The following is a 12,014-nucleotide window of genomic DNA, read 5'->3' as shown; positions in this document are numbered from 1 at the left end:
ACGGCGGATGACAAAAATATTTTTGGGGGGACGCGGGTCCGTGTGGGGTCAGCGGCCGAAACTTCGGCCCCCGCCGGCGGAGGATCGTCTGGGTCAGCGGTTTTATTTCAGCTGGTCAAAATAATAAAACCACTGCCTTTTGCTGCTGCTGCCGAAGATGCCAAGGCCATTGACAATATTGCCGGGCGGGGAGTAGAGCTGACCGGTCGGGACGGATCCTATATCCAGCTTGTATTTTTCGTAGTAGAACAGGTAGTTATACAGCTCGGGGCTGACGGATTTGACCATGACCAGGACGATCCCGGGGGAGGAATTCGTGGGGTCCTGAAAGAACTTTTTATCGACGGAGAAACTGGTGGTATAGCTTGCACCGAACACCCGCGACGGCAGGAAGATCCGCCGGAACGGGCTGTCGAGGCTGGTGACCTGACTGTTGGCAACGTTGGGGTCGTCGGTGAAGAGATTGAGCCTCAAAAAGGTGTTCCGGGGAATGGTGTCCAGCCGGAGCACAACCCCGGGCGAGTCCTTTACTGTTTGATATAGTTTTTGGGCGTCGGTTTTAGCGTAGTCGTAGCGCATCCCCTTCCAGACGAATGAATGCCCCATCCTCACCAGCTGTTTTACGGCTTCGAAAATATAGTAATGGTCGACCCCGGGGGTGTCTAGCAGGGTAAATTTGCAGTTCAGGACCGGAGTCCCGGCGTGCATATCGCTGCTGGTGTCGAAACCCGTCAGGTGGACCAGTGGTGGGATGGTGGTCTGTGCGGTGACGGTACCGGACAGCGGGTCCTGTACCTGCAGGCTGTAGGTGGTGCCGGAATGGGGACGCTGGGGGGCGGTATAGATGGATGCAGGGTCGTTGGCGAAGTCCGGTGACGTGTTCAGTTTGAGCAGCCACGACCGGCCGTCTGCCCGGAAGATCTGGACATGGGCGGAGCTGACCTTTTCAAAACTGATGATGCCGCCGCTGCCCACCTGAATACTCTTGCTGACAGGAACCTTCAGCGAGTCGCCGGCCGATATCTCAGTCAGGATCACCAGCTGGTTGTTGACCGGGTCGCCGGGATAGGGACTCTTCCGGCAAGCCGTGAAGAAGAGGATCACGGCAAGCAACAGCCCCGCACCCGCGAGGCCGCCGGCCCGGTCGAACCCCGCCGCGCGGCCACACCTAAAAGTCAACCGTAGTCGAGACATACGGGGTAATATTAAATAATTTATTCTTCATAACGATGACCAGAGATTTTTCGTGAAGCGTTCCTTCCAGCCCATAGCTGTACTGGCCCGGCGCCCCATAAACGTTGTAGACTCCGGCGGACAGCACAAGCCCGAGTCTGCCCTTTCGGACGGGATGCCAGGTGCCGGCCAGGTCGAGACGATGATACGGATTGGTTCGGTAGTCGTTGACCCCGGAGAAATGGTAGATGAACCGGTACTCGCGGAGGGCGTCGTCCGGGCTGTAGGTCTGCTGCGCGTTGTCGTAGTCGGGGTAGATCCTTTCCGGCAGCGTGAACACGTCCCCCGAGGCGATCATCCACAGAAGAGAGATATCTTTTGTCTTGTCGGCCTTATAGGTAACGGCAATATTGAGGTTGTGACGGCGGTCGTATTTAAAGGGAAATTTCTTGCCCTGGTTGATCAGGTCGAACTGCCGCCAGTTCCATGACAGTGTATAGGCGACGTGCAGGTTCACGCGCTTAGTGGATTTTTCCGCCATCAGTTCGAGCCCATAGCTCCAGCCCTTGCCCGTTTCCACGTTCTGCTCCCACGAAGAGTCCGTATTGATGAAAAAGCTCTTCCCTTCGGCGTAGTTGGTAACATTGTTCATCTTCTTCCAGTAGGCGCCCGCGGTGAAGGAGAACTTCCTCATGGATTTCAGCGCATAGCCCAGGTCGAGGGTATAGCTGTCTTCGGGGCTCAGGTGACCGGTGGAAGGAACCCAGTGTGTCGCTATTGATACCCAGCGAAGGGTTGGTCAGCAGGTGCAGGTACTGGATCATCCGGTTATAGGAGAAATAGAGCTGCTGTCCTTCCTTCAATTTAAATGCAGTGAATAGCCGTGGCTGATAGGAGTTAAAGTGGAAGTTGCGGAATCCGTAGCCGGAGAAGTGCAGCCCTGGCCGGAGGAGCAGGCGCCTGCCGATGCTGAATTCGCCTTCGCCATAGAGGGTGAACTCCCGGAATGGCAGCGGATTATAGGACTGAAAGGCCCCGGGGTCGATCGAGATGGAAGAGTCCAGCTTGCTTTCGAAGGGCTTGATCCGCGTAAAGGCCGCCTCGCCGCCAAAGTTCAGCCGTATCGCGTTGGAAGCCCTTACTTCGAACTGGGTCTTGGCGTTGTATTGCGCGATCGACGAATAGGTGCTGAAGTTCCGCCTCATGATCGGCACTCCCGTCGAGTCGTCATAGATCGTATAGATATATCCTGCGAGGTTATAATAGTTGCTGACGTTCAGCGAAGTATTGACAAATGAATTGCTGCCCAGCAGGTGGGTCCAGCCGACGGAAGCGATCTTGTTGCCCCAGCGCTGGCGGTTGTTGAGGTTGTTGTCGTTGACCTGCAGGTCCAGCCGGTCTTCGCCCGCATAGACGTTGGCCATGATCTTGTTGTTCCTGTCCAGCAGATGGGTCACCCGGAGGTGGACGTCGTAAAAATCGTTGTAGAAGTCTTTGCGGAATATGTTCAGGAGCGCGTTGAACATGCTGTGCCGGAAGGAAAGCATCATCGCCGTACGGTCTTTTTTCAGGGGGCCTTCTACGGTAAATGAGCCCGCGAGAAAATTGACGTTGGCTTCCCCACCCCATTTCTTCATATTGCCGTCCTTTGTCGTTACGTCGATGACCGAAGACAGGCGGCCGCCGTATTTGGAAGGGAAATCGCTCTTGAACAGCTGCATGCTGCGCATGGACGTCTTGTTGACGATCGAGAGCGCGCCCAGCATATGGGTGGGATTGAAAACGGGGTTGCCGTCGAGGAGAAAGAGATTTCCGTCCTGCTCGCCGCCGCGGACGAGGAGGCCGCTGTAGGCATCCGTGACGTTGACGACGCCGGGCAGCAGGTATAGCGAACGGAGGGCGTCGTTCTCCCCGAGGAAATTATTATATGCCTCGTACTGGGTCGGCAGGATCCGCTGCTCGCCCCGCAGCGGGTTGCCGGATACGACGACTTCGGGTATGTCTTCCCGTCCGATAAGCGAAAAGTCCTTCCGCTGGTCCCAGTGGATGTCCAGCGTGAGTACTTCCGTGCGGTAGCCGGCATAGGAGATCTCAAGGACATGGTGTCCCTCGGGGAGTGAAAGGCTGAAATAGCCGTGTACGTTAGAGAGCGTCACTTTGCGGGAAGACGGTTCGCGGATGGTTGCGTCCGCCAGCGGTTCGAGGCTGCCTTCTTCGCGGACGATGCCGAAGAAAAATACTGCGGCAGCAGGGCCTCGCCGGAGAGGGGCGCGGCGGACGGGACCAGGAGCACTTTGTCGTTCTTCTCGATCGCCTTTACCTTTTCGCCTTCGAGTATTTGCTGGAGCAGGGCGCCCAGCGTGACGGGTTCGTCGCGGAGGGTAATGATCCTGTCTTCTTCAAAGGAAATGGAGGCGAACTCTACTGTTATACCGCTCTTCCGGTTGATCTCGTCGAGAAACTGGCTGATGGTCCCTTTTTGCAGACTGGAATGAAAAGGCCTGTAGAGGATGCTCTTTTTTTGCGCATACCCTTCGGCGATGATCAGACAATTCAAACCCAGTAAAAGGAAGTATCGAACCAGATGCGTCATGGAATGTAAAAGACAAATGTATCCTTTTCTTTCCGTGTAGAAAGCCCTGTCATCAACCGTACCTCCTCCAATACTTCTTTCAGGGGCTGGTGTTCAAAACGGGCGGTGACGCGGGTTGTCATCGCTTTTTCGGCGAGTGCCGGGTCGATGACTATGGCAGTCTGGTAGTAGTCGGCGATATCCGCGGCGACGTCGCTGAGAGGCTGGTTCTTAAAATCCAGGACGTCGGTCTTCCAGGCCAGTGACATTGGGGTCGCTGGCCGGCATTACGGTCGTAAAGCTGCTGCCTGACAGCAGGGCCTTCTGGCCGGCTATGAGGATCAGGCTATTGGACGGATTGGTCTTCTCCGAGAATCTTACCTTGCCGGTGATGACGGTCAGCTCGTCGGATTTCTGCTGGTCGTTGACGAGGAATGAGGTTCCGATATCCTGGTATAGCGCCCGCTCAGTGCGGAGGCGAAACGGTTTGGCTGCGTCGGGTTTGGGTTCAAAATAAGCTTCGCCGGAGAGTTCCGCTGTTCTGTCGTCCGTGTTGTAAGAAAGCGTCGAGCCTTTTCTGAGGTGTATAAGGGAGCCGTCGGGCAAGGTTATGGACTGATTGGCCGTTTCGGCATGGACGGAGATCCCGGAGGCCCCGGTATGGTTCAGGTACCACCAGCCTGCGGAGCCGGCGATCAGGAGGACGGAGGCTGCGGCCAGTGCCCTTTTCCACGGAAAGATACGGGCCGCCGCGGGAGCCATTGTCGCCGGATTTCCTGTTTCGGCGGGAGCCAGTGGTCCCGGCGGAGCCGGAATGTCAGACGGAGGCGCACTTTGTCCAGTGCCGCTTCGACGTCGAAAGTGCGGCCGGTCAGCGTCCGTCCGCTGTCGCTCCATATCTTTTCCAGCGCCTGGTATTCCAGACGGTTCTGCGGGTCGGCTTCCAGCCAGATTTGCAGGGCGTCCCGTTCGGCGGGGCTGGCCTGCGAGTCAAGGTGTTTCAGCACGAGTTGTATGTAGTCCGCTTCTGACATGTTTAACGGTTATATCTTTAATACGCCAAAAATTGGTTTACCCCTATGCTTCAGGGGAAAATCAGGGAAAGGAAGAAGGCCGGGCCCACTCCGTTCGCCTTCAAATATGCTCTCAACATCCGCAAAGCCTTGCCCAGCTGGTTCTCGACAGTCTTGGGAGAGATGCCCAGCGACTCGGCTATCTCCTTGTAACTCAGCTGGCTAAAGCGGCTGAGAAGGAAGACTTCCCGGCATTTCGGCGGCAGCAGACCGATGCCTTCCTGCAAAATGACCATTTCGTCCCTTGCGCCGCCTGTGCCGCGCAGGCCGTCTGTATTTCCTGAGTTTGGTTCCACCGCGTCCCCAGCATATCCCGCATCTTCCGTCAGGTCATTTGCCTGATCGTCTGCGAACGGTATAGTAGCCTGCTGTTTCTCCCGGCGCAGCCAGGTGATGCAATTATTCCGAACGGCGGTAAAAAGGTAATATCGGATAGAGGTTTCCGTGAGCAGACCTCGACGCTGTTCCCAGATCTTGACGAACAGGTCCTGCACGATGTCCTCGCTGATGTCCGGGTCTTTGGTGAACGTGACGGCGTAGTTACAAAGAGGGCTGTACCAGGTACGGAAGACGGCTTGAAACTGATGATATTGTTCGGTTTCGGCGGTGCTCATAAATTTTAGCTCAGGCAATTTAGGGGAAAATAAAAAAATCTTCCTATTTTTAGCATCTGTACAAGTCTCCGCATATGAAATTCTAGATCAGACCTGCTGTTGGCAGGTCGCCGACGAGCAAATCTACTCTCCCAATTAAACGGTCGCTACGACCGGGTCATTTCCGTTATCGCAATTCTTTGTTCAGTCAATTAAACTGGTTTTATGTCTTTGCCACAATCCAACCAAAAGCGAAGCAGTTTTTCCGCAGCTATTTCACTCATCCGGCAGGCGCTGTCCGGAGAACATCAGGACTATACCACGGGCAGCATCCGTCGCGCGGTCATCCTGTTGTCCGTACCTATGATACTCGAGATGTGCATGGAATCCGTATTTGCCATCGTAGACATATTCTTTGTGGGCCGCATCGGCGAGAGAGCCGTGGCCACGGTCGGCCTTACCGAGTCGGTACTGACCCTCGTGTACTCCGCGGCGATGGGTCTGGCTATGGCGGCGACAGCGATGGTCGCGCGGCGCATCGGCGAGAAGAATCCCGAAGGGGCTTCGCGCGCTGCGGCCCAGTCAATCAATCTGGCGCTGGTCATGACTATAGTGGTAAGTACAGTGGGGGCATACTTTGCCGCGGATATCCTGCGGCTGATGGGCGCTTCGCCGGCAACGGTAGAGTCGGGCGTCTCCTATACGAGGATAGTTTTTGGCGGGAGCATCGTCATCATGCTGCTGTTCCTGATCAACGGTATCTTCCGGGGCGCGGGCAACGCCTCGATGGCCATGTGGTCCCTCTGGATCGCCAACGGGTGTAATATCCTGTTGTGTCCGCTGATGATCCATTTCTACGGGCTGAAAGGGGCGGCGATCGCCACGACTATCGGCAGGGGAGTCGGCGTCTGTTTTCAGCTGTATCATCTGGCGAGGGGCAGCGGAACGCTCCGGATCCTCTGGAAGCATTTCCGTCCCGATGGTACGGTCATACTCGGACTGGTAAAGATCGCCTGGTCGGGTTTCTTCCAGTTCTTTATCAACTCCGCGAGCTGGATCGTGATGGCATGGCTGGTCGCGAGGTTCAAGGATACGGCGATCGCGGGTTATCAGGTCTCGATCCGGATCCTGCTGTTCTTCCTGCTGCCGGCCTGGGGATGAGCAATGCGGCGGCTACGCTTGTCGGGCAGAACCTGGGCGCCCGGCAGCCTGAGCGCGCCGAGCAGTCCGTGCGGACGGCCGCGAAATATAATGCGGTCTTTATGCTGTTCGTGTCCCTGCTGTTCCTTTTCGGAGCCAGTCCCATTGTGGGATTTATCAACCGTGACCCGGCCGTGGAGGCCGTCGCCGTACAGGCGCTGCGGATCATCAGCCTGGGCTATGTCTTCTATGGGGTGGGAATGGTCCTGACCAATGCCTTCAACGGCGCCGGGGACACCCTTACGCCTACTATTATAAACATATTCGGTTTTTGGGCTTTTCAGATCCCCCGGCTCTGGTTTCTGGCCCTTGGGCTGGATCTGGGGCCGTCGGGGGTGTTTATGGCGATCCTGATCACAGAAACCTGCATTACCCTGGTAAGTTTTGTCCTATTTAGGAGGGGTAAGTGGAAAGAAGTTAAGGTCTAAGGTTTTTCCTAAAAGATTCTTGCACAATCAGAAAATAGATAATATTTTGGTTTCCCTTCCGTTTATAACAGGCGGCCGGCGGCACGCAGCTACCGACCTCATGAGGCCCCAAAGGGGCTATTATGAACGGAAGGGTTCTTCGGCCGCTGGTCGTGGAGGTATCTGATAAAAACCTTTGAAACATGCGTCGTATCTTAACTCGTGGATTATTGTGTGTCCTGGTCGCATTTGTTTTACCGGTGAATGTGCTGAAAGCCGGTAATCCCGTGACCACAAAAACAAGCAGGGCAAGCAGAGCTGCGGCCTTTGCGGAAGAAGTCACAACCCTCTATGATCAGCTCGATCTGAAAGAGGTGGGCCTGACCAAAAAGGCTTTTGAATATGCTCTGAAAGGTTATAACTATCTGCTCGAACATCACTGGCTGAGCAAGACGAATATCCTTTCGATCTGTGACCTGAGTCAGTCATCCCGTAACAAGCGGTTGTATGTCGTGGACCTTGAGCAGAGGAAAGTATTGGTGAATACCTATGTGGCGCATGGCCACAATTCGGGAATGGAATATGCCAGCTCTTTTTCGAATAATCCTTCCTCTCACAAGACCAGTCTTGGTTTCTATGTGACCCAGGGGACTTATTTCGGAAACAACGGCCTCTCTTTAAAAATGAGGGGTATGGAGCGGGGCTTCAACGATAAGGCGGGTGGCCGCAATATCGTGGTGCATGGTTCGGAATATGTGGGTCCCGATTTTCTTCAGATGAACAAGTTTTGCGGAAGAAGCTATGGCTGTCCTGCCGTCCCGGCGGACGAGTCTGAAAATATTATCGATTTGATAAAAGAAGGTTCGTGTCTTTTCATCTATCATCCAACGAAAAAATACATAGCCCGATCGAAGATACTTAATAACTAGCATGGACGCACACTTCTAGATGGTTTGAAGGTGAAAAAGCTCAATATAGGTTCGTACCCTATGGTTGGGCTTTTCTTTTTTATAATACATTTGGCTAACCTGTTCATATGCCCGCAGGCCTGTATGGCGGTGCCGGGGACCGCGCGGAGCCGTTAGAACTGCCACGCAATATACTGCGCCAGCAACCCTACGAACAGGCCGCTCCAGATCTCAAAATTGGAGTGGGAGCCGAGCGCCAGGCGGGAGGTGCAGACAAGGCCCGTTGCGAGGAGGGCGACGGAAGGATAGAGGCCCGAAGCATAGGCGTCGCTGAAAGAGAAAAGGAAGAAGAACATCAGCGCGCCGCCCATGGCGATCGCGTGCATGCTGATCTTGAAATAGATGTTGGCGAGCCAGCCGCCACAGATGGCGAGGAAAGCGCCGAGGAGGAAGCTGGACGGCGGCGGGTGGGGTGTCGCGCAGGTTTTTGAAAACGTTCCAGCTCCACCAGTAAAAGATCATGGTGATGAGGTAGGGAATGATCCGGTCCTTTACGCCGCGCAGCTGCATGGACGGCACGAAGTTCAGCCGCCAGAGCAGGAAAACGGAGAAGAGCGGGAAGAGCGCGTTGAAGAGGAAGATATGAAGGAAACGCAGCACTTTTGTCTTGTGCTCAAATCCGGCGAAAGCGAAGGGGTGGAAGAAAATGAGAAAACCCATTACATAGGTGCTGACGAACAGGGGATGAAAAATATAGGAGAACAGGTGCGCGAAGAAGCGCAGCACGGGGGAACTGCTCCCTAAGTTTCGGCTTGCCACTGCTGTATTTGAGTGTGTCATAGTTCCTTTCTGAGTCTTGCTACCGGTATATTTAGCTGTTCGCGATATTTAGCCACGGTCCTCCGGGCGATGTTGTAGCCTTTTTCCTGGAGCAGTTCCGTCAGCTTTTCATCGCTGAGGGGTTTTTTCTTGCTCTCGCCTTCGATAAGGTCGCTGAGGATCTTCTTTACTTCCCGGGTCGATACTTCTTCGCCGCTGTCCGTACTGAGCGATTCACTGAAGAAGAATTTCAATCTGTAGGTGCCAAATTCGGTTTGTACGAACTTGCTGTTGGCGACGCGGCTGACTGTAGAGATGTCGAGGCCGGTGCGCTCCGCAATGTCTTTCAGGATCATGGGTCGCAGCGTCGTCTCGTCCCCGGTGAGGAAGAAGTCGTGCTGATAGTCCATGATGGTATGCATGGTGTTGTAGAGGGTCTGCTGCCGCTGCTTGATGGCGTCGATAAACCATTTGGCCGCGTCGATCTTCTGCTTGATGAAGAGCACGGCTTCTTTCTGGCGTTTGTCTTTTTGCTGCCGCGGTCATACTCCCTCAGCATTTCCCTATAGCCTTCGCTGATGCGCAGGTCGGGAGCGTTCTTCGAGTTGAGCGAGAGTTCCAGCTTGCCGGCGTTGTTGGCGATAAAGAAGTCGGGGATGACATAGCTTTCTGCCCTGTTGCTTTCGGTGACGTCGCCGCCGGGCTTGGGGTTCAGTTTGATTATCTGGTTGATGACCTCTTTCAGCTGCTCGTCGCTCAGGTTGAGTCCCCGCTGTATCTTGTCGTAGTGTTTCTTCGTGAACTCGTCAAAATAGTGGGTGAGGACCTCGATGGCCGTATCTACACTATTGCTGCTGTTCTTCTTGCGGTACAGCTGGATCAGCAGACATTCCTGCAGGTCGCGGGCTGCGACACCGGGCGGATCGAACTGCTGGATCTTTTTATCAATCCTTCTATCTCTTCTTCGGTGGTCTCGATATTTTGCCGGAAGGCAAGGTCGTCGGCGATGGATGCCGTCTCGCGGCGCAGATAGCCATCGTCGTCGATGCTTCCCACGATCTGTTCGGCTATGCGGCGGGTTCTGTCGTCTACAACGAGCATGCCCAGTTGATCGAGGAGGAGCTCGTGGAAGGACGTCTCCACTTTATGAGGCATGACCCTGTCTTCGTCGGCATCGGGGTAGTTGTCATCGCGAAGTTTGTAGTCGGCGACGTCGTCGTCGTGTTCATTGACGTACTCACTGATATCGATGTTCTCGTATTCGTCCTCACTGCCGTCGGCTTCTTCATATTCTTCGCCCGACTCGAACTCGTCCTTCATTTCTTCAAGTCCATCATCGTGGTCCGCTGTTTCTTCGAGCGCGGGGTTTTCCTCCAACTCCTCCTTGATCCTTTCCTCAAGGTTAGCCGTAGGCACCTGAAGCAGTTTCATCAGCTGAATCTGCTGAGGAGAGAGCTTTTGGAGTAATTTTTGCTGTAATGATTGACTTAACGACATGTTTATCAGGGGTTTTGCTCTGCGATTTCTCTGTTAAATTAAAGAAAAAGCGCGCGAACCACAAAAATCAGGCCGTAAATTTACATAAAAAGGAGGGACGATACGTGCAACGAAAAAAACTTTTCTTGTTGTATGTCTTTCAATGGCTACGCTGGGGGTCTTTGCCCAGACCCGGAAGAGTGTCGCTGTGGATAAAAAGGTACCGCCGAAACTGGAGCTACACCGGGCGCCGGGCCTGTCGCCGGGCGCGCCCTGGGCGGGATGGATATGGATGACAGACAGCAGGGCAAAGGGGAATTTGCTGCTTTTGACGCCGCTCGCGGGGCTTCCGGCAGAACCTGTTGCGCCTCCACCGCTGAGGATCAACGGCGGAGGAACCTATTATGTCAACCATCTGGGGTTCTTTTGCAAGCAGGAGCTGTTCCTTGAAAAGACCACCCATGTCCCCGTTCGGTTCCGGCTGGGATCGCTGGACTATGTGAACCGGCTGGAGGGGAAGTAGGGGCCGGCCACGACCCCGCGGGTGGCCCGCGCCGGATGGGTTCCGTCACCTACGCCATCGACTTCTGCGCCGAGGCCACCTTCTTTATGGCTGCCACGATCTTCTCCGCTTTTTCCTTTGTCTGCTCTTCTGTCCACAACAGACTTATCGCCGTCGAGATACACCTGCTCATCACCTTGTCGCTGGCGGGATAGCCGCCGGGGTCGAGCGAGGCCAGTGGCCTTTCTCTGCGCGTCGTTGAGGTTATTGAGCGTCGCCACCTGCCGAAGATGGTCCCATTTGCGGAAATAGTGCCAGTTGTTGTCGAACCAGTAGAAATTGCCGGCGAGAACGCCCTGCTGCTTCAGCTCGGCAACGACGCCGCGGGCCATCTCTTCTGTCGGCAGGAACCAGCTGAGGAAGGTATGGGTATCTCCCGAGGGATCGGGGATCGTACGGAAACTGACTTCGGGTGCGGCTGACAGGATCGCCTTCAGCTGGCTGTGATTCTTCTGCTGTATCGCGAGGAACTTGTCGAGCTTGCGGATCTGCGCCAGCCCCACTGCCGCGTGCAGTTCGGAGATGCGGAAATTATAGCCTATAAAGGGATGGAGGTCGGCGCCGCGGTCTACGCCTTTATGGTCGTGGCCGTGGTCGGAATAGCCGTCGCATCTGGTATAGATATCTTCGCTGTTGGTGACTACAGCGCCGCCTTCTGCCAGTGTGATGGTCTTTACAAAATCAAAGGAGAAGGCTCCGGCATGGCCGATCGTCCCCAGGTATCTGCCCTTGTATTTGCCGCCAAAACTTTGGCAGGCGTCTTCCAGCAAAATGAGGTTATGCTCTTTACAGATCGCCATCAGCGCGTCGATATCGGACATGGCGCCGCACATATGGACGGGCATGATACATTTCGTACGCGGAGTGATGGCACGGCGGACGGCCTGAGGGTCCAGCGTAAGCGTTTCGTCAACGTCGACCAGCACCGGTACCGCGCCCACGCTGAGGATGACCTCAAAACTGGCAACGAACGTAAAGGTCGGCATGATGACTTCGTCACCCGCGCCGATGCCAAGGGAGGCCAGCGCGGTCGTCAGTGCAGCGGTACCGCTGGATACGAGCTGGGTATATTTGCAGCCGATCTTTTCCGAGATGGCCGCTTCGAGTTCTTTAGCCTTCCACACGCCCTTACGCGGACCGTCAAAACCATAGCGCATCATGATGCCGGTCTCGAGCACGTCATTGACCTCTTTGCGTTCTTCCGGGCCGAATAATTCAAATCCTGGCATAT

Annotated in this window: 16 protein-coding genes and 1 pseudogene; 5 read left to right on the top strand and 12 right to left on the bottom strand. The window is 55.0% G+C overall.

Annotated features, from left to right (window positions below; all coding sequences use genetic code 11):
• Nucleotides 1–102: 102 nt before the first annotated feature.
• From ACQ86N_RS45455 to ACQ86N_RS45420, 8 genes are read right to left on the bottom strand one after another with little or no spacing between them, the layout of a single operon-like run.
• Entirely contained in the window at nucleotides 103–1,194 is a 1,092-nt protein-coding gene (locus ACQ86N_RS45455) for a DUF4249 domain-containing protein (protein ID WP_431212832.1), read from the bottom strand.
• On the bottom strand, nucleotides 1,169–1,753 hold the full coding sequence (locus ACQ86N_RS45450) for a hypothetical protein (RefSeq protein ID WP_431212831.1): 585 nt from the start codon (nucleotides 1,751–1,753) through the stop codon (nucleotides 1,169–1,171). Before ACQ86N_RS45450 ends, ACQ86N_RS45455 begins: the two co-directional genes overlap by 26 nt.
• Nucleotides 1,695–3,353, bottom strand: coding sequence for a TonB-dependent receptor (locus ACQ86N_RS45445; RefSeq protein WP_431217866.1), 1,659 nt, complete (start codon nucleotides 3,351–3,353; stop codon nucleotides 1,695–1,697). Before ACQ86N_RS45445 ends, ACQ86N_RS45450 begins: the two co-directional genes overlap by 59 nt.
• Nucleotides 3,326–3,766, bottom strand: coding sequence for a hypothetical protein (locus tag ACQ86N_RS45440; RefSeq protein WP_431212830.1), 441 nt, complete (start codon nucleotides 3,764–3,766; stop codon nucleotides 3,326–3,328). Before ACQ86N_RS45440 ends, ACQ86N_RS45445 begins: the two co-directional genes overlap by 28 nt.
• Nucleotides 3,763–4,014, bottom strand: a complete 252-nt coding sequence (locus ACQ86N_RS45435; protein WP_431212829.1) for a FecR domain-containing protein — start codon at nucleotides 4,012–4,014, stop codon at nucleotides 3,763–3,765. The genes ACQ86N_RS45440 and ACQ86N_RS45435 overlap by 4 nt, the downstream gene beginning before the upstream one ends.
• On the bottom strand, nucleotides 3,977–4,507 hold the full coding sequence (locus tag ACQ86N_RS45430; protein WP_431212828.1) for a FecR family protein: 531 nt from the start codon (nucleotides 4,505–4,507) through the stop codon (nucleotides 3,977–3,979). The genes ACQ86N_RS45435 and ACQ86N_RS45430 overlap by 38 nt, the downstream gene beginning before the upstream one ends.
• Nucleotides 4,441–4,779, bottom strand: a complete 339-nt coding sequence (locus tag ACQ86N_RS45425) for a FecR/PupR family sigma factor regulator (protein ID WP_431212827.1) — start codon at nucleotides 4,777–4,779, stop codon at nucleotides 4,441–4,443. The genes ACQ86N_RS45430 and ACQ86N_RS45425 overlap by 67 nt, the downstream gene beginning before the upstream one ends.
• A 50-nt stretch (nucleotides 4,780–4,829) precedes the next feature.
• Nucleotides 4,830–5,432, bottom strand: coding sequence for an RNA polymerase sigma-70 factor (locus tag ACQ86N_RS45420; RefSeq protein ID WP_431212826.1), 603 nt, complete (start codon nucleotides 5,430–5,432; stop codon nucleotides 4,830–4,832).
• A 204-nt stretch (nucleotides 5,433–5,636) separates the two neighbouring features.
• Between ACQ86N_RS45420 and ACQ86N_RS45415 the strand changes: the two genes are divergently transcribed.
• The 3 genes from ACQ86N_RS45415 (at nucleotide 5,637) to ACQ86N_RS45405 (ending at nucleotide 7,947) form a co-directional block, all read left to right on the top strand.
• Nucleotides 5,637–6,572 carry an MATE family efflux transporter gene (locus tag ACQ86N_RS45415; protein ID WP_431212825.1) on the top strand — a complete coding sequence of 312 codons (936 nt, stop codon included), beginning with the start codon at nucleotides 5,637–5,639 and terminating at the stop codon, nucleotides 6,570–6,572.
• Nucleotides 6,569–7,039 (top strand): MATE family efflux transporter, encoded by a 471-nt coding sequence (locus ACQ86N_RS45410; protein ID WP_431212824.1) that lies wholly within the window; start codon nucleotides 6,569–6,571, stop codon nucleotides 7,037–7,039. Before ACQ86N_RS45415 ends, ACQ86N_RS45410 begins: the two co-directional genes overlap by 4 nt.
• A 182-nt stretch (nucleotides 7,040–7,221) precedes the next feature.
• Entirely contained in the window at nucleotides 7,222–7,947 is a 726-nt protein-coding gene (locus ACQ86N_RS45405) for a murein L,D-transpeptidase catalytic domain family protein (RefSeq protein ID WP_431212823.1), read from the top strand.
• A 152-nt stretch (nucleotides 7,948–8,099) separates the two neighbouring features.
• Here ACQ86N_RS45405 and ACQ86N_RS45400 read toward each other — a convergent pair whose 3' ends face one another.
• The gene (locus ACQ86N_RS45400) at nucleotides 8,100–8,312 is read right to left on the bottom strand and encodes a hypothetical protein (RefSeq protein ID WP_431212822.1); all 213 of its coding nucleotides are present in this window, start codon (nucleotides 8,310–8,312) and stop codon (nucleotides 8,100–8,102) included.
• A gap of 40 nt (nucleotides 8,313–8,352) precedes the next feature.
• Here ACQ86N_RS45400 and ACQ86N_RS45395 point away from each other — a divergent pair, with 40 nt between their 5' ends.
• Nucleotides 8,353–8,730, top strand: coding sequence for a hypothetical protein (locus ACQ86N_RS45395; protein WP_431212821.1), 378 nt, complete (start codon nucleotides 8,353–8,355; stop codon nucleotides 8,728–8,730).
• A gap of 32 nt (nucleotides 8,731–8,762) precedes the next feature.
• On the opposite strand, the gene ACQ86N_RS45390 is transcribed toward ACQ86N_RS45395, so the two are convergent.
• Both ACQ86N_RS45390 and ACQ86N_RS45385 read right to left on the bottom strand, forming a co-directional pair.
• On the bottom strand, nucleotides 8,763–9,251 hold the full coding sequence (locus ACQ86N_RS45390; RefSeq protein WP_431212820.1) for a hypothetical protein: 489 nt from the start codon (nucleotides 9,249–9,251) through the stop codon (nucleotides 8,763–8,765).
• A gap of 119 nt (nucleotides 9,252–9,370) precedes the next feature.
• Nucleotides 9,371–10,176, bottom strand: a pseudogene (locus tag ACQ86N_RS45385) (RNA polymerase factor sigma-54); the annotation flags it as partial.
• Nucleotides 10,177–10,384: 208 nt separating this feature from the next.
• Between ACQ86N_RS45385 and ACQ86N_RS45380 the strand changes: the two are divergent.
• The gene (locus tag ACQ86N_RS45380; RefSeq protein ID WP_431212819.1) at nucleotides 10,385–10,744 is read left to right on the top strand and encodes a hypothetical protein; all 360 of its coding nucleotides are present in this window, start codon (nucleotides 10,385–10,387) and stop codon (nucleotides 10,742–10,744) included.
• On the opposite strand, the gene ACQ86N_RS45375 is transcribed toward ACQ86N_RS45380, so the two are convergent.
• Entirely contained in the window at nucleotides 10,717–12,012 is a 1,296-nt protein-coding gene (locus tag ACQ86N_RS45375; RefSeq protein ID WP_431212818.1) for a DegT/DnrJ/EryC1/StrS family aminotransferase, read from the bottom strand. The genes ACQ86N_RS45380 and ACQ86N_RS45375 overlap by 28 nt on opposite strands.
• Nucleotides 12,013–12,014 lie beyond the last annotated feature (2 nt).

The sequence above is a fragment of the Puia sp. P3 genome (genome assembly GCF_050632245.1).
Lineage (GTDB): Bacteria > Bacteroidota > Bacteroidia > Chitinophagales > Chitinophagaceae > Puia.
This window is presented reverse-complemented; position numbering and strand designations above follow the sequence as displayed.